At 62.9% G+C, this 16,056-nt stretch carries 19 protein-coding genes; 15 read left to right on the forward strand and 4 right to left on the reverse strand.

Translation table 11 applies throughout. The features are described from left to right. Positions 1–14: 14 nt before the first annotated feature. From HWY05_RS18200 to HWY05_RS18225, 6 genes are all read left to right on the forward strand, one after another. A complete protein-coding gene (locus HWY05_RS18200) occupies positions 15–1,172 on the forward strand; it encodes a VanZ family protein (protein WP_176059129.1) in 1,158 nt (385 codons plus the stop codon). A 215-nt stretch (positions 1,173–1,387) separates the two neighbouring features. Further along, complete coding sequence (locus HWY05_RS18205) at positions 1,388–1,711, forward strand: ferredoxin (RefSeq protein ID WP_035553765.1); 324 nt, start codon at positions 1,388–1,390, stop codon at positions 1,709–1,711. Positions 1,712–1,719: 8 nt separating this feature from the next. Beyond that, on the forward strand, positions 1,720–2,364 hold the full coding sequence (locus HWY05_RS18210) for an alpha/beta hydrolase (RefSeq protein WP_176059130.1): 645 nt from the start codon (positions 1,720–1,722) through the stop codon (positions 2,362–2,364). 346 nt (positions 2,365–2,710) lie between these two features. Beyond that, positions 2,711–3,940: a D-alanyl-D-alanine carboxypeptidase family protein gene (locus HWY05_RS18215; protein ID WP_035553761.1), complete on the forward strand. Its 1,230-nt coding sequence runs from the start codon at positions 2,711–2,713 to the stop codon at positions 3,938–3,940. Positions 3,941–3,953: 13 nt separating this feature from the next. Next, positions 3,954–4,922 carry a D-amino acid aminotransferase gene (locus HWY05_RS18220; protein ID WP_176059131.1) on the forward strand — a complete coding sequence of 323 codons (969 nt, stop codon included), beginning with the start codon at positions 3,954–3,956 and terminating at the stop codon, positions 4,920–4,922. Continuing rightward, entirely contained in the window at positions 4,894–5,163 is a 270-nt protein-coding gene (locus tag HWY05_RS18225; RefSeq protein WP_035553756.1) for a DUF493 family protein, read from the forward strand. The genes HWY05_RS18220 and HWY05_RS18225 overlap by 29 nt, the downstream gene beginning before the upstream one ends. Before the next feature lie 55 nt (positions 5,164–5,218). On the opposite strand, the gene HWY05_RS18230 is transcribed toward HWY05_RS18225, so the two are convergent. Continuing rightward, complete coding sequence (locus HWY05_RS18230; protein ID WP_176059132.1) at positions 5,219–6,193, reverse strand: transcriptional regulator GcvA; 975 nt, start codon at positions 6,191–6,193, stop codon at positions 5,219–5,221. A gap of 98 nt (positions 6,194–6,291) precedes the next feature. Between HWY05_RS18230 and HWY05_RS18235 the strand changes: the two genes are divergently transcribed. The 3 genes from HWY05_RS18235 to lipA all read left to right on the forward strand — a co-directional run bounded on the left by HWY05_RS18235 (position 6,292) and on the right by lipA (position 8,469). Beyond that, complete coding sequence (locus tag HWY05_RS18235) at positions 6,292–6,618, forward strand: DUF2917 domain-containing protein (protein WP_035553752.1); 327 nt, start codon at positions 6,292–6,294, stop codon at positions 6,616–6,618. A 92-nt stretch (positions 6,619–6,710) separates the two neighbouring features. Further along, positions 6,711–7,448 carry a lipoyl(octanoyl) transferase LipB gene (gene lipB, locus HWY05_RS18240; RefSeq protein ID WP_035553749.1) on the forward strand — a complete coding sequence of 246 codons (738 nt, stop codon included), beginning with the start codon at positions 6,711–6,713 and terminating at the stop codon, positions 7,446–7,448. A gap of 13 nt (positions 7,449–7,461) precedes the next feature. Beyond that, the gene (gene lipA, locus HWY05_RS18245) at positions 7,462–8,469 is read left to right on the forward strand and encodes a lipoyl synthase (protein ID WP_035553745.1); all 1,008 of its coding nucleotides are present in this window, start codon (positions 7,462–7,464) and stop codon (positions 8,467–8,469) included. Between the two features lie 91 nt (positions 8,470–8,560). Here the strand turns inward: lipA and HWY05_RS38645 are convergent, their stop codons facing one another. Next, positions 8,561–8,695 (reverse strand): hypothetical protein, encoded by a 135-nt coding sequence (locus tag HWY05_RS38645; RefSeq protein ID WP_257030393.1) that lies wholly within the window; start codon positions 8,693–8,695, stop codon positions 8,561–8,563. A 107-nt stretch (positions 8,696–8,802) separates the two neighbouring features. Between HWY05_RS38645 and HWY05_RS18250 the strand changes: the two genes are divergently transcribed. From HWY05_RS18250 to HWY05_RS18265, 4 genes are all read left to right on the forward strand, one after another. Then, positions 8,803–9,051: a hypothetical protein gene (locus HWY05_RS18250; RefSeq protein ID WP_176059133.1), complete on the forward strand. Its 249-nt coding sequence runs from the start codon at positions 8,803–8,805 to the stop codon at positions 9,049–9,051. Positions 9,052–9,346: 295 nt separating this feature from the next. Further along, positions 9,347–10,369, forward strand: coding sequence for a taurine ABC transporter substrate-binding protein (gene tauA, locus HWY05_RS18255; protein ID WP_176059134.1), 1,023 nt, complete (start codon positions 9,347–9,349; stop codon positions 10,367–10,369). A gap of 41 nt (positions 10,370–10,410) precedes the next feature. Then, positions 10,411–11,208: an ABC transporter ATP-binding protein gene (locus tag HWY05_RS18260; RefSeq protein WP_176059135.1), complete on the forward strand. Its 798-nt coding sequence runs from the start codon at positions 10,411–10,413 to the stop codon at positions 11,206–11,208. Positions 11,209–11,240: 32 nt separating this feature from the next. After that, entirely contained in the window at positions 11,241–12,074 is an 834-nt protein-coding gene (locus tag HWY05_RS18265; protein ID WP_244146638.1) for an ABC transporter permease subunit, read from the forward strand. Positions 12,075–12,204: 130 nt separating this feature from the next. On the opposite strand, the gene HWY05_RS18270 is transcribed toward HWY05_RS18265, so the two are convergent. Beyond that, positions 12,205–12,888: an HAD family hydrolase gene (locus HWY05_RS18270; protein WP_176059137.1), complete on the reverse strand. Its 684-nt coding sequence runs from the start codon at positions 12,886–12,888 to the stop codon at positions 12,205–12,207. A gap of 214 nt (positions 12,889–13,102) precedes the next feature. Between HWY05_RS18270 and HWY05_RS18275 the strand changes: the two genes are divergently transcribed. After that, positions 13,103–14,770, forward strand: a complete 1,668-nt coding sequence (locus HWY05_RS18275) for a Na/Pi cotransporter family protein (protein WP_176059138.1) — start codon at positions 13,103–13,105, stop codon at positions 14,768–14,770. A gap of 31 nt (positions 14,771–14,801) precedes the next feature. On the opposite strand, the gene HWY05_RS18280 is transcribed toward HWY05_RS18275, so the two are convergent. Further along, the gene (locus HWY05_RS18280; RefSeq protein WP_176059139.1) at positions 14,802–15,572 is read right to left on the reverse strand and encodes a DeoR/GlpR family DNA-binding transcription regulator; all 771 of its coding nucleotides are present in this window, start codon (positions 15,570–15,572) and stop codon (positions 14,802–14,804) included. A gap of 217 nt (positions 15,573–15,789) precedes the next feature. Between HWY05_RS18280 and HWY05_RS18285 the strand changes: the two genes are divergently transcribed. After that, positions 15,790–15,927 (forward strand): hypothetical protein, encoded by a 138-nt coding sequence (locus HWY05_RS18285; protein WP_156126668.1) that lies wholly within the window; start codon positions 15,790–15,792, stop codon positions 15,925–15,927. The last annotated feature ends 129 nt before the right edge of the window (positions 15,928–16,056 follow it).

A 16,056-nucleotide genomic window follows, 5' to 3' on the forward strand; every position in this document is an offset into this window, starting at 1 on the left:
CAACGGAGCGCTGCATGAGCGTAAAACCGTGGCAGCGCCGTCCGTCGGCGCTCGCCCGGCAGGCGTTGGTGCTGTATGCCGCGCTGATCGTGTACGGTTCGTGGTATCCGTTTTCCGGCTGGCGTTCGCTCGGCCTCGCTCCGTTTGCCTATCTGTTCGATCCCATGCCGCAGTACCTGACGGCGTTCGACGTCGTCACGAACGTGCTCGGCTATATGCCGTTCGGCGCGCTGGTGGTGCTGGCGGTCTATCCGCGCTGGCGCGGCACGCTGGCCGTAGCGTTGGCCTTCGTGCTGGGCGGCTTGCTGTCGGGCACGATGGAAGCCGTGCAGACCTATCTGCCGACGCGCGTCGCGTCCAATCTCGATCTGGCCGCCAATGCGCTCGGCGCGCTGCTCGGCGCGGCTATCATGTCGCCGGCTACCGGCGCGCTGCTCGATCGCGGCTTGTTGAGGCGCTTGCGGCTGCTGTGGTTCGAGCGCGATAGCGCAGCGCTCGTCTGTCTTGTCGCGACGTGGCCGTTTGCGACCATGTACCCCGCGCCGCGGCTGTTCGGTCTCGGCAACTGGCCGCGTACGCTGTGGCTGCGTTTCGATTCGACCACGCAGGATGCGTTGCTCGCGTGGGCACCTTCCGCCTGGCACGTCGGCGCATGGCCCGCGTTGCTCGCGGCGAAGTTGCCCGACGATACCTGGGAAGCGCTGATCGCCGCGCTCAACCTGTTTGCCGCGCTCGCGCTGGCATCGCTGCCGGTGCGGCGGCATGCGCCGCTGGTGCGTCTGCTGCTGGTGTTTGTCGTCGCGACGTTGTGCGTGAAGGTCGGCGCGACGTTTCTGCAATCGCAGTCGGGGCTTGCGTTCAACTGGGCGACGCCGGGCGCGCTCGTCGGGCTCGTGGGTGGTGCGGTGCTGGCCCTGCTGGCGTTGCGTCTGCGACGCCGATCGCGTGCGGCGCTCGCGGCTGGCGCGCTGGTTGTTTCGCTGGTGCTCGTCAACCTGCTGCCGGTGAATCCGTATTTCGACGTCGTGCTCGCGGACTGGCGGCAAGGGCGTTATCTGCACTTCAACGGTCTGGCGCATTGGCTGGCGTGGAGCTGGCCGTATGCGGCGCTGGTGTGGCTCGCGTTCGTCGTCGAGCAGGCGTGGCTCAAGCGGCGGGTGAAGCGGGTTTGAGGCACCGGTGAGGTACACGTGGCGCATGCATGAGCGACGCACGAAGTACGCGCAGGCTAGGGATGAGACGCGCGCATGCCGCGAATGAGGCGCCGCCGTCGCGCCGTCAGCGTCTGCGACCACCGGCCTCGCTCGCTATAATCGTCCGCATAAACCGGCGCGCTACCGCGCTTACAACGCCATTCCCCACTCTTACAGTTTCGTCCCCGGACATCATGGACTCCTTCTACAAGTACCACGTCTTCTTCTGTCTCAATCAACGCGATCCCGGCGCCGAGCGTCCGAGCTGCGCGAACTGCAATGCGCAAGCCATGCAGGAGCATGCAAAAAAACGCGTGAAGCAACTCGGTCTCGCGGGCCCCGGCCAGGTGCGTATCAACAAGGCCGGTTGCCTTGAGCGTTGCGAACTCGGACCGGCGCTCGTCGTGTATCCGGAAGGCATCTGGTACACGTACGTGGATGAGAGTGATATCGACGAAATCGTCGATTCGCACCTGGTGAACGGCAAGGTTGTCGAGCGTCTGAAAATCGATCAATAAGCATCGCCATGAACGTACACACGAAAAAATATCTGATCGACGGCCCGGTCGGCAAGATCGAGGTCGCGCTGGATCTGCCCGACGAGATGCGCGAGAACGGCGCCGCGCCGCGCGGCATCGCGCTGGTCGCGCATCCGCATCCGCTGTTCGGCGGCACGATGGACAACAAGGTCGCGCAGACGCTCGCCCGCACGCTCGTGCAGTTGAAGTACGTGACGTACCGTTCGAATTTCCGTGGCGTCGGCGAGACGCAAGGTGAACACGACGCGGGCATCGGCGAGCGCGACGATCTGCGCGCCGTGCTGGATCACATGCGCGCCGAGGCAGGGCAGGCCGATCTGCCCCTCGTGCTCGCGGGATTTTCGTTCGGCACGTTCGTGCTATCGCACGTGGCCGCGAAGCTGCGCGAAGAAGAACAGGCGATCGAGCGGATGGTTTTTGTCGGCACGGCGGCGAGCCGTTGGGAGGTGGCGCCCGTGCCGGAGAACACGCTGGTGATTCACGGCGAGACCGACGACACGGTGCCCATTCAATCGGTTTACGACTGGGCGCGGCCGCAGGAATTACCGGTCGTGGTGATTCCGGGGGCGGAACACTTTCTGCATCGCAAGCTGCATGTGCTCAAGCGGATCATTGTCGACGCGTGGCGTTAAGCAGTGCGTCGCGCCGCGTTTTCCGGGGTACAGGTACGCACAAACGCAAATTAATCGTCCCCGTTTGCGCAAAGTTACCAGGTTAGCGCGCGTATAATGAGCGCTCTTTTTTGGGCGCAGCGCCGCCCATCCGGCAGTTCGCGCGACGCGTAACCTGGTTGTTTCTTGTTGGTTTCCTGGTTGTTGCGCGCGCAGCGGTGCCGGATGCAGGGCGTGCTGCGCGAACCGATCGCGTAGCCGGAAGTCCAATGGGCGCCGCGCCGTTTTTGCGGCCAGACGCTCGCCGACCGGCTCTTCCAAACTGTGCGCCCTGCGCGCGATGTATTTTTCCGCACGAATCGACCCTATGCGTTTCTCCACTTCCGGCCGCACGTCCTTCCCGTCAGTTGCTTCCTTCGTTCCTTCTTCGCTTAGTCGTGCCGTGACGCTCGGCGTCGTGCTGCCGGCCACGCTTGTGGCCAGCACCGCGTTCGCGCAAGTGCCGCCGCCCGCGGTGAACGCGCGTTCGTGGGTACTGGTCGACGCCACCAGCAACCAGGTGCTCGCGTCGGGCAATGCCGACGAGCGCGTGGAACCGGCCTCGCTGACCAAGCTGATGACCGCGTACCTCGTGTTCGAGGCACTGCAGGCGAAAAAGATCACGATGGACCAGACGGTGATGCCGAGCGAAGCGGTGCGCCGGGTGAAAACCGACGAATCGCGCATGTTCATCGAGGCGAACAAGCCGGTGACCGTGCACGATCTGGTGTACGGCATGATCATCCAGTCGGGTAACGACGCGGCGATCGCGCTGGCGGAACTGGTCGGCGGCAGCGAGTCGCAGTTCGTCAACATGATGAACAACGAAGCGGCAAAGCTCGGCATGAAGCACACGCATTTCGCCGACGTGAACGGCATGCCCGATCCGCAGCACTACACCACGGCGGGCGACCTCGCGGTGCTGTCGGCGCGTCTGATTCGCGATTTCCCCGACTACTACAACATCTTCTCGGTCAAGGAATTCACGTACAACAAGATCAAGCAGCCCAACCGCAACCGTCTGCTGTGGATCGACCCGACCGTCGACGGTCTGAAGACCGGCCACACGCAAGCGGCCGGCTACTGCCTGATCGCGAGCGCGAAGCGTCCGCTGCCGGGCACGACCGACGGCTCGCGCCGTCTCGTCACGGTCATGATGGGCGAGACCAAAGAGCATGACCGGGTGCAGGACAGCCTGAAGATGCTGAGCTACGGCTACACCGCGTACGACACGGTGCGTCTGTACAAGGCGAACCAGGTGGTCGGCACGCCGCGCGTCTACAAGGGTGCGCAGGACACCGTGCAGATCGGCGTGAAGGGCGATCAGTACATCACCGTGCCGAAGGGCATGGGCGACAAGGTGAAGCCGCAGATCGAGCAGATCGATCCGCTGATCGCGCCGATCGCGAACGGTCAGCAGGTCGGCACGGCCAAGCTGGTCGCCGACGGCAAGGTGTTGGCGCAATTCCCGATCGTCGCGTTGCAGGCTGTGCCGCAAGCCGGCGTGGTCGGCCGCGTGTGGGATTCGCTGATGCTGATGTTCAACAAGAAGAAGTAAGAGCCTGTACGCAATGACCGTTGTTGACGATGTCTCGCACGACCCGATCGTTTATCTGAACGGCGAGTTGGTGCCGTTGTCCGAAGCGCGCGTGCCGGTGCTCGACCGCGGCTTTATTTTCGGCGACGGCATTTACGAAGTCGCGCCGCTTTACGCCGGCAATTCGGGCCGTCGCACGCCGTTTCGTTTCGAGCAGCATCTGGCGCGGCTTGCCCGCTCGGTGGGCAAGATCGGTATCGCCAATCCGTTCGACGACGCCGGCTGGCGCGCGCTGATTTCGCGCGTGGTCGCGGCCAACGAGGCGCAGGCCGGTTTGCGCGCCGATCAGGACGCGATTGCCTATATTCAGGTGACACGCGGCGTCGCGAAGCGCGGTCACGCATTTCCGGCCGGCATTCAGCCGACCGTGTTCGTGATGGTCACGGCGCTGAATCTGCCGTCTGAAACGCAGCGTGCGCAAGGTGTGCGTTGCGTGACGGCGGAAGATCGCCGGTGGTTGAATTGCGATATCAAGTCGGTATCGCTGCTCGGCAACGTGCTGATGGCGCAATACGCCGCCGAGAACGACGCGTTCGAGACGATCCAGTTTCGTGACGGCGTGCTGACCGAAGGGTCGTCGTCGAATGTGTGGGTGGTGAAGGACGGCGTGCTGGCTGCGCCGCCGCGCAGTCACAAGATTCTCGAAGGGATTCGCTACGGCCTGATCGAAACGCTCGCGCAGGAATGCGGTATCCGCTTCGAGGCACGTGAGATTAGCGAGGCCGAATTGCGTGCCGCCGACGAGATCATCGTTAGCTCGGCCACCAAGGAAGTGCTGCCCGTCACGCAGCTCGACGGTCAGCCGATCGGCGAGGGCCGGCCGGGTGCGGTCTTTGCGGCACTGTACGCGGGCTATCAGCGAGCCAAAGCCAGAGAAGCGCAACACGCGCACGAAGCGCAGCAAGGAGTAGAGAATGAATCCCGAGAAAACATCACTGCTTGAGTTCCCCTGCGATTTCCCGATCAAGATCATGGGAAAAACGCATCCGGAGTTCACCGACACGATCGTCGAGGTAGTCCGGAAGTTTGATAACGACGTCGACACGTCGCGCCTCGAAACGCGGCCGTCGAGCGGCGGCAACTACACCGGTCTGACAGTCACGGTGCGCGCTACCAGCCAGGAGCAGCTCGACGATATCTATCGGGCGCTGACCGGGCATCCGATGGTCAAAGTGGTACTTTGAGGCTTTGCACCGCTCGTATCGCTTGCGCTATTTGCACGCGGTACGTTTGAGCTGACTACGGCGTGACGCGCAACGCGTCCGCCGGCTGAGCAGCGTCGCTATCGCCGCCTGGCCCCACTTCGCAAGCCTGCTCAAAAAGCTGCCTGAAGCGTCCCACCTCCGCGAAGACCCAGTCGCGAAACGCCTTGACCCGCGCGGTCTCGAGCATCTGCGGCGGGCAGATGAAGTAGTACTGCCACGGGCTTGGCCCATCCACATCGAATAGCCGCACAAGGCGCCCAGCCGCGATTTCGTGCATGGCGAGCGAGCGGCGAGTGAGCGCGACGCCCTGACCGTCGATCGCCGCCTGCAGCAGATTCGACGAATCCTGATACAGCACCCCGCGCTTCGGCTCCGGCCAGTCGGTGAGGCCGGCAGCGTCGAACCACGGGCGCCACAATTCGTCGTCCGAGCGCAGCAGCGGGACTTTGGCGAGATCGGCCGGCGTCTGCGGCAGCTTGCCGCCGTTGAAGCCCGGCGCGCAGGCCGGAAAGAAAATCTCCTCCAGCAACAGCTCCGCGTGCAACCCCGAATATTTGCCGAAGCCGAAACGGATCGCCACGTCGACATCGTCGCGCGCGAAATCCGTGAGGGCGTTGGTGGACAGCAGTTCGAGGTCCCATTGCGGATGCGCCTCGATAAAGCTGCCGATGCGCGGCGTCACCCAGCGCGCCGCGAACGACGACAGCATCGACACGACCAGGCGCCGCTCGCGGTCGCCGGCGCGGATTTCGCGAGTGGCGTCGGCGAGCGCCATGAGCGCGCCGCGCACGTGCGTGGCATAGCGCCGTCCGGTGTCGGTGAGCCGCACGCGTTTGCCGTCGCGGGCGAACAGCGAGACGCCTAACTCGGCCTCCAGCGCGCGGATCTGATGGCTGACGGCGCCGTGCGTGACGAAAAGCTCGTCGGCGGCGCGCGAGAAGCTCTCGTGGCGGGCGGCGGCTTCGAACGCCTTGATCGCGTTCAGTGCGGGGAGTTGCCGGAGGTCCATCGCAATATTTCTCACATAGAGGTGAAAATTGATCGTTTTGCGTAAACCCTTGCTACGCCTACGATTGTAGCCATGAAACGATTTTTGGCGAGGGCATCATGCGAGAAATTTCCTCTAGTATCGCGTTTGAAATCCGTAGCGGCGAAACCATTCCCATGAAGGTAGCACGCAGCACCCGGCTGGTCGTGCACGGCGGCGCGGTGTGGGTCACACGTAGCGACGATACGGAAGACTACTGGCTGCAGCCCGGCCATACGCTCCGTCTGCGCTGTGGCGAGCGGCTGTGGCTGAGCGCCGAGGGCGGCGTGCAGGCAAAGGTGACGTTTTCCGTGCCGACGCGCTGCGATCAGCGCGCGCTGAACTGGTTCGCGCGGATCGGCGAACGGCTCGCGGCCCGTATGCGCGGCGGCTGGCGCACCGTTTGATCGATTTGGGAGCGGCCACGCGGTTGCGCCCGGCACGGTTCATGTTTCCTTATTCAACGGGGATTCCCAGATTTCGGTAAACTGGCGGGATTATGTGTGCCACCCCGGTTTCCCCGTCTCCCTTGCCCGCCACGGCGCCGCTCACGCTGCGCTGGCTGGGCAGCGAACCCTACGAAGCCAGTTTCGAAGCCATGCGTGTGTTCACCGACGCCCGTACGGCCGACACTCCCGACGAAATCTGGCTAGTCGAACACCCTCCCGTTTTCACGCTCGGCCAGGCCGGCGACCCGGCGCATCTGCTGGCCGCCGACAGCGGCATTCCGCTGGTCAAGGTTGATCGCGGCGGTCAGATCACGTACCACGGCCCCGGCCAGGTGGTGGCCTACCTGCTGCTCGACCTGCGGCGCCGCAAGCTGATGGTGCGCGAGATGGTCACGAGAATCGAGCAGGCCGTGATCGACACCCTCGCGGCGTATAATCTCGCCGGAGAACGCAAGGCGGGCGCCCCCGGTATCTATGTGGGCGCCGGGTCAGATGCGGGACCGGACGCTAGGCTGCACACTGGCGCGAAGATCGCCGCACTGGGTCTGAAAATCCGCAACGGCTGCAGCTATCACGGCGTGAGCCTGAATGTGAACATGGACTTGCGGCCGTTTCTGGCCATCAATCCGTGCGGCTACGCGGGGCTCGAAACAGTCGACATGGCAACGCTGGGCGTCACGGCCGACTGGAACCACGTAGCCCGTACCTTTGCAGAACGCCTCACCGCAAACCTCGACGGCAGTCCCGCGGCCGTCGCCCAACCGCAGGCCGGTGCGCTCACCGCCTGACTGGACCGAACGAATGACTGACGTTACCGCGAACCTCGCAACGCCTCCCGCTTCCGACGCCGTGCCGGCTTCCGCCGCTGCTTACGACGCGACCGCGAAGCAGAAGGCGCAAGCCAAAACCGCCCGTATTCCGATCAAGATCATCCCGATCGAAAAGCTGAAGAAGCCTGACTGGATCCGCGTCAAAGCGGCAACGGGCAATTCACGCTTTTACGAAATCAAGCAGATTCTGCGCGAGCACAATCTGCACACGGTGTGCGAAGAAGCGAGTTGTCCGAATATCGGCGAATGCTTCGGCAAGGGCACCGCCACGTTCATGATCATGGGCGACAAGTGCACGCGCCGCTGCCCGTTCTGCGACGTCGGCCACGGCCGCCCGGATCCGCTCGATGTCGACGAACCCGGCAATCTGGCGCGCACCATCGCGGCCTTGAAGCTGAAGTACGTGGTGATCACCAGCGTGGACCGCGACGACCTGCGCGACGGTGGCGCGGCTCACTTCGTGGAATGTATCCGCCAGACGCGCGAGCTCTCGCCGGAAACGCGCATCGAAATTCTGACGCCGGACTTCCGCGGCCGTCTGGATCGCGCGATCGGCATTCTGAACGCGGCTCCGCCCGACGTGATGAACCACAACCTCGAAACGGTGCCGCGTTTGTACAAGGAAGCGCGCCCGGGTTCGGATTACGCGCATTCGCTGAAGCTGCTGAAAGACTTCAAAGCGTTGCATCCTGAGGTTGCCACCAAGTCGGGCCTGATGGTCGGCCTCGGTGAAACCGAAGAAGAAATTCTGCAGGTGATGCGCGACTTGCGTGAACACAACGTGGACATGCTGACGATCGGCCAGTATCTGCAACCGTCGGAACACCACCTGCCGGTGCGCTCGTACGTGCACCCGGACACGTTCAAAATGTACGAGGAAGAAGCGTACAAGATGGGCTTCACGCATGCTGCGGTGGGTGCCATGGTTCGGTCGAGCTATCACGCCGATTTGCAGGCGCATGGAGCCGGCGTGGTCTAAGCGTTTTAGATCGCTGTCCGTATTAAAAAAGCCCGCACTTGATGCGGGCTTTGTTTTTGGTGGGCCGGCCTTCGAGGCCGATTCACAAGCGCTAGCGATAGTAGCGCGCAAGCACCATGCAGACCGATGAAATTGTGGTGCCTACGATCGCGAAGGGAATCGTGGCAGCAATAAAGCGGTGGCGCATTGCTTGATTTTCGATGATGTAGTCGATCAGATTGGGCATGTGACCTCCCTGTTTGTAGAGATCACGAAAGTGTAACTCAGCGACGTTAAATTAATTAGGTTGACGAATAATGGGATGTCGAATAGGAGGCCGCGACGAGTGTTGTGATGATCAGCGATGCCCACATCAGCAACCGCCCGGGCACCTTCTCACTATTTTCGTCGGCGGGGCGCGGCATCGAATCGGCCGTGCCGAAAGACACAATGATGGACGAAGTGACGATGAACATGCCATGCCAGATCAAGCCGACAAACATCAAGGCACGCCCGCCGGTAGAAGCGCGAGAAGCCGAGCAAAGGCAGCAGCGCGAGCGGCGCGAGTATCGGCACGCCGACATTGAAAAACAACCAGCTTAGACGGTTAAGAAAATCGAACATAGGAACGTACGGTGAAAACGATCCGGTCATGATCTTGCCGTCGCCGGATCATGGTCAATATGCCGAACGGCCAGCTTGCGTGCGAGCATGGCAGGCCTCATCATTCGCTGGAACCGGCTCACTGCTCGCCGCAGCAGCGGCTCGTAACCAACCGAACGTGAAAAGCAATGCTTGAACAGCATCATTAGCAATTGCGGATTAAATAGAACCGTCAGTGAACAAACTCCCTATAGTCGGAAGCCTCCCAGACACCATCCACGCACGAGGTTTCCCAATGAAGCGCTTTCTCCGTCCGCTGGCCGCGTTCGCCACGCTGCTCGCACTGTCCGCGACGTTTGTTTCCGCGGCACACGCCGACACCAAAGAAGTCGTGATCGCGTATCAGGACATGGTGGTGCCGTGGCGTTACGCGCAGGTCACCGGCGAAGTCGAGAAAGCCACCGGCTACAAGGTGACGTATCGCAAGCTCGGCAGCGGCGCCGACGTGATCCGCGCGCTCGCCTCCGGTTCGGTGCAGCTCGGCGAAGCCGGGTCGAGCCCGATCGCGGCGGGGTTGTCGCAAGGTGTGGATATCTCGCTGTTCTGGATTCTGGACAATATCAACGACGCCGAAGCGCTGGTCGCGCGCGACGGCTCCAACGTGACGAGCGTAGCCGGATTGAAAGGCAAGAAGATCGGCGTGCCGTTCGTGTCGACTTCGCACTTTCATACGCTGGTCGCGTTGCAGAGCGCGGGCGTGAATCCGGCCGACGTGAAGATCGTCAACCTGCGGCCGCCTGAAGTCGCAGCGGCCTGGGCGCGCGGCGACATCGACGCAACGTACATCTGGGACCCGGTGCTGGCCAAGGTCAAAAAGAACGGCAAGGTGCTGATCACGTCGGGTCAGGTCGCGCAGCAAACCGGCAAGGCGACCTTCGACGGCTTTGTCGTCGATCGTAAGTTCGCGAGTCAGAACGCCGAGTTTGTCGCGCGCTTCGTGAAGGTGCTGGCTGCGACCGACGCGAGTTATCGCGATCACACGTCCGCGTGGACCGCGGCGTCGCCGCAGGTGGAAGCCGTCGCGAAGGAGTCCGGCGCCAACGCGCAAGACGTGCCGGCGAGCCTCGCGCTATACGCCTTCCCGACGCCCGCGCAGCAGGCGTCGAATGCATGGCTGGGTGGCGGCGCGCAATCGGGCGCGGCGAAGTCGCTGGCTGCGACCGCTGCGTTCCTGAAGACGCAAGGCACGATCCAGAACGTGCTCGCCGATTATTCGAGCGGCGTCGATCCGCAGTTCGTGCAGCGCGCGGCGCATTGATCGACGCAGGTTGTTTCACATCCGCAGTATGAGGTCGAGCAATGAGCGGTCTTGAAATTCGACGATTGCACGTCGCCTATGAAGGCGCACGCGGCGCGGCGCCTCACGTCGCGCTCGCGGATGTCGATCTGCATATCGGCGCCGGCGAGTTCGTCGTCGCGTTGGGCGCGTCGGGCTGCGGCAAGACCACCTTGCTCAACTGCATTGCCGGTTTCATCACGCCGACCGAGGGGGAAGTGCGCCTGAACGGCGAACTCGTGCGCGGCCCTGGCGCGGATCGCGGTGTGGTGTTTCAGAAGTACGCGCTGATGCCGTGGCTCGACGTGCTAGACAACGTCGCGCTTGGCTTGCGGTTTCAGCGCGTGCCGAAGGTGGAGCGCGAGCGCATCGCGCGCGAGATGCTGGCGCTGGTGGGACTCGAAAAGCATGCGCGTTCGCGGGTCTATGCGCTCTCGGGCGGTATGCAGCAGCGCGTGGGTATTGCACGCGCGCTGGCGAGCGACCCGCAGGTGCTACTGATGGACGAACCGATGGGCGCGCTCGATTCGATGACGCGCGAGTCGATGCAGGAACTCGTGCTCGACGTGTGGGGCCGCACGCGCAAGACGGTGTTTTTCATCACGCATAGCGTTGAAGAAGCGCTGTTTCTCGCAACGCGTCTTGTCGTGATGACGCCGGGTCCGGGACGCATCGCCGAGAGCTACGATCTGCCGTTCGCGCGGCGCTTTCTCGAGACGCGCGACTCACGCGGGGTGAAGTCGTCGCCGGAATTCATCGAATGGCGGGAGCGCCTGGTGCGTCGCCTGCATGAGCGCAATCAGGAAGAGGTGGTGTCGTGACGGCTTCACGCGAATCATTGAGCACGGTGCCTGTGAGCCGGAAAAACGAACCCGCCGCAGGCAAAACGCGGCCCACCAAAGGCTGGCGTTTGCCGGGCGAAGGCCCGACTGCGACATTGAGCGCGGTCTCGGTCACCACGCTCGCAGCGCTCTGGTGGTTCGCCACCCATTTGCATTGGCTGCCGCCGTTATTTCTGCCGACGCCGGAAGCCGTCTGGGCAGCTTTCCTCGATGCGTGGCATGGACGTATCCAGGGCGGTTTGCCGCTTTCCGAGCATCTCGCCTGGAGCGCGCTGCGGGTATTCGGCGCGTTCGCGCTGGCGGCGCTCACGGCGGTGCCGGTGGGCATTCTGATGGGCGTGAGCCGGGTCGCGCGCGGCCTGCTCGATCCGCCGCTCGAGTTCTATCGACCGTTACCGCCGCTCGCTTATTTGCCGCTCGTGGTGATCTGGTTCGGTATCGACGAAACCGCGAAGATCGTCGTGATCTACCTCGCGTGCTTTGCGCCGATCGCAATGGCGGCACGCGCCGGCGCGCGCAGCGCGACTGTCGAGCAGATTCATGCGGCGTATTCGCTGGGCGGCCGTTTTTCGCAGGTCGTGCGGCACGTGGTGCTGCCTGCTGCGTTGCCGGAGATTTTGACTGGGTTGCGGATCGCGATCGGCTTCGGCTGGACCACGCTGGTCGCCGCTGAAATGGTCGCGGCCACTGCGGGGCTGGGCCAGATGGTGCTCAATGCGTCGAGCTTTCTGCGCACCGACGTGGTGGTGATGGGCATCGTGCTGATCGGCCTGATCGCGTGGCTGTTCGATCTGGGCATGCGCGCGCTGGAACGGCGGCTGGTGCCGTGGAAAGGACGGGTGTAAGAGGTCGCTGCGGGTCTCGTGCAGCGACGCAAACCACGCCGCTGCAAACCGACACAGCGGCTAGTGATGCCGCTGCAAACTCATGCAGCAACTAGTCACACCACCACAAACCACCCAGCGCCGACACCTCTCAAGCAAACAACTCGATCACCCGCCAGCCACGATCATTAGCGATACTGCGCAAACGCGGATCGGGGTTCGTCGCGACGGGATCGGTGACGCGCTCCAGCAGCGGCACGTCGTTGATCGAATCGCTATAGAACCAGCTTTGCGGAAAGTCCTGCAGACGGTACCCGAGCGACGCCAGCCAATGCTCGGTACGCGTGATCTTGCCTTCACGGAAGGTCGGCACGCCGACCGCCTTACCGGTGAAGCGCGCCGCGGGATCGTCGCCCTCAGTGCCCAGATCGATTCCCAGCAGATGATCGAAGCCGAGCGCCTTGCCGATCGGTGTCGTGATGAACACATTGGTGGCGGTGACGATGCAGCACAGGTCGCCCGCCTCGATATGACGCTGCACGAGTTCGCGTGCGGCCGGCAAGATGGCCGGCGTGATCACGTCGCGCATGAACTGCGCATGCCATGCATCGAGCTGCTCACGCGAGTGACGGGCCAGCGGCGCCAGCGTGTAGTTCAGGTAGGCCGCCATATCGAGCGTGCCGGCCACGTACTGCCGGTAGTAACCATCGATTTCTTCGGCGTGCCGCGCCGCGCCTTCTATTCCCAAGCCAGCAATGAAGTGGGCCCACGCCTGATCGCTATCGAGCGGCAGCAGCGTGTGGTCCAGGTCAAACAGCGCAAGATTGCGGCTCATCCAGAGTCCTTTTCTATTTAATGGGTCGAATCAGCCGTGTGGCTGAGGCGCATCAGCCGGCACACAGCAATCCACAGTTTGCCACGAGCCTATAGTCAAAAGCACAAAATTACAATAAGGCAAAAATGTGCAACACTACTGTCACATACGCTTCGCATAACGCGTCAGCGCGGCATGCGGTTCGGGTCATGGCAGCAGAAACGGGCAGCACCTTATGTTGATTCTCCTTAACCTTCTGGCCGGCGTGGCGCTCCTCGTGTGGGGCTCGCACATTGTTCGTACCGGCATCCTGCGGGTCCTCGGCGCCGATCTGCGCAGCGTGCTCGGCCGCAGCACCGCCAGCCGCTGGCGGGCGTTCCTCGCGGGCGTCGGCGTCACGAGTCTCGTGCAGAGCAGCAATGCCACCGCGGTGATCGTCACGTCGTTCGCGGCGCAGGGACTGTTGCCGCTCACCAGCGGTCTCGCGATCATGCTCGGCGCCGACGTCGGCACCGCATTAATGGCGCGAATCCTCACGCTGGATCTGTCGTGGCTCTCGCCGATTCTGATTCTGCTCGGCGTGCCGCTATTCCTGTCGCGCAAGCAGAACCGAATCGGCCAGGCCGGCCGCACGCTGATCGGGCTCGGGCTGATCCTGCTCGCGCTGCACCTGATCGTCGAAGCCGCCCAGCCGATGATGCAAGGCGCCGGCGTGCGCGTAATGTTCGGCGCCTTGACCGGCGACACCATGCTCGACGCGCTGGTCGGCGCCGCATTCGCGATGCTGTCGTACTCAAGTCTCGCGGCGGTGTTGTTGACCGCGACGCTGGCGTCGTCCGGTGTGATTTCGCTGAAGGTTGCGCTTTGCCTGGTGATCGGCGCGAACCTCGGCAGCGGCTTGCTGGCGCTGCTCGGCACCGTCGCGCAGAACGCGGCGGCGCGGCGGCTCGCGTTGGGCAGCTTCGCGTTCAAGCTGGCCGGCGCGCTGCTGATCCTGCCGTTCGCGCCGTTGCTGGCGCGCGGCTTGCCGGTCTTGATCGCGAATCCGCGCGAAGCGACGGTGGGTTTTCATCTGATCTACAACACGCTGCGGTGTTGCGCGTGTCTGTCGCTGATCGATCCGGTCGCGCGTATCTGCGTGCGCGTGCTGCCGGACCGGCCGCTGCCGAACGGCGAGTTGCGGCCGTTGCATCTGGACGCCACGGCGCTGTCCACCCCCACGCTCGCGCTCGCCCATGCCGCGCGCGAGGTGCTGCGGATCGGCGACATCGTGCGCACCATGCTCGACAACGTCGCGGACCTGATTCATCACAACAGTCTGGATAAAGCTCGCGAAACGGTCCGCATGGACGACGACGTCGACGAACTCTACGCAGCGGTCAAAACGTATCTGACGCTGATCTCACGCGAGCAGCTCGACGAAGCGGACAGCCGCCGCTGGACCGACATCATTTCATTGACGATCAATCTGGAGCATGCGGGCGACATCATCGAGCGAATCGTCAGGGATATCGAGGAAAAGAAGATCGCGCACCGTCTGTCGTTTTCGGAAGAGGGACTCGGTGAGCTGGACGACCTGCAGGCGCGGCTCGTCAGCAACCTGCAACTGGGTTTGTCAGTGTTTCTGAATAACGACCTGCGATGCGCCGAGCGTCTGCTCGCGGAGAAAGAGCGCTTTCGCGATCTGGAGCGCGCGTATTCGTACAAGCATCTGGACCGGCTGGCCGGGCAAACGCTGCGCAGCATCGAAACCAGCGCGCTGCATCTGGATCTGATCAGCGACATGAAGCGGCTCAACTCGCTGTTCTGTTCGACTGCCTATCCGGTACTCGACGCGGCCGGCGCGCTGCACGACACGCGCTTGCGCAAGCGCGCGCTCGATACGATGCATGTGAAGGAATAGCGCCCACCTTTGACGAGGTGAAGCGCGAAACCTAAGCCAGAACAATCTCTTCCAGCTTCTTTTTCAGCGCGGCAAAATCGGCGGCTTCGGCCGCCTTTTTATTGGTGACGAGCACATCGATCCGCTCCACTGGGCAGTATGAAATGCGGCTGCGCTGACCGATCTTGCTGTAGTCGGCGAGGATCACCACGCGGTCCGCGTTGGCGACCATCGCGCGCGCCACTTCGGTTTCGGCGTGATCGTAATTGGTCGCGCCGTGCCGGTGATCGACGCCGACCGGCGAGAGCAGCGCCAGGTCCGCGCGATAGCGCTGAATATCGAGCACGGTGGTGGCGCCGGTGGTTGCCATTGCCCGGTCACTGATCGAGCCGCCGAGCAGAATCACTTCGTTAGCGGCGTCGGTTTGCTCGACGCCGCCGCGCATTTTCAGCGCGACGTCGATCGAGTTGGTGACGATGGTCAGGTTCGCCAGCTTCGCCAGTTCTTCGGCGAGCGCCGCAGTCGTGGTGCCGGCGTCGATGAAGAGCGTCTGGCCGCTCGCGATCAAACTGGTTGCGGCTTTCGCGATGGCTGTTTTGGATTTGACGCGCATGTGCGCGCGTTCGGCGATGGGCGCTTCGTCAGCGGGTTTGATCGCGCCGCCATGCACGCGCCGCAGTTCACCGAGTGCTTCGAGGTCGAGCAGATCGCGCCGCACTGTTTCGCGCGATACACCCAGGTCCGCCATGATCCGTTCGGTCGACACGCGCTGCAGCGTGGACAGCAGCGCGCGAATTCTCTGATGACGGTCTTCCTGCCACATGCATTTTTCCTTGAATGCCCACGCGCGTTCACGCAGCCTGGTTTTAAGAACGATATCGTGGACACGAATGTGTGTCCAAACTATGTCAAGCGTAGTACTTTAGTTGGATTGTGTTGTATTTTTTTGGCAGCTTGCAAGTTTGTGTATTTCACCTTAGCCTTCGCAAATCGAAGCGTTACGGCTGTTTCGAACATCAAATGTTCGAAAAGGAATTGAAATGTCCGATTTCGAGCATTTTGCGGCGTTTTTTGGCAATCTGATTGACCCAAGCCGTCGCCATAATGAAGCTTGGGGTCGGCTGGCTGAGCGAATTGCCGGCGGTGTCTGGCGTGGCTGGATGCAGCACGATTCGTGATCCTGACAATGATACGGCAACGCTTCATACGATTCGCGGGGATCTTGCATAGGCCGTTCGGCCAGCTATCGCGCCGCCTGGCTTGGCGCGATACTACGCGCGGAGCTCGCGTGTGAAGACAGCCGGAAG

The sequence above is a fragment of the Paraburkholderia sp. BCC1876 genome (assembly GCF_902833695.1).
GTDB lineage: Bacteria > Pseudomonadota > Gammaproteobacteria > Burkholderiales > Burkholderiaceae > Paraburkholderia.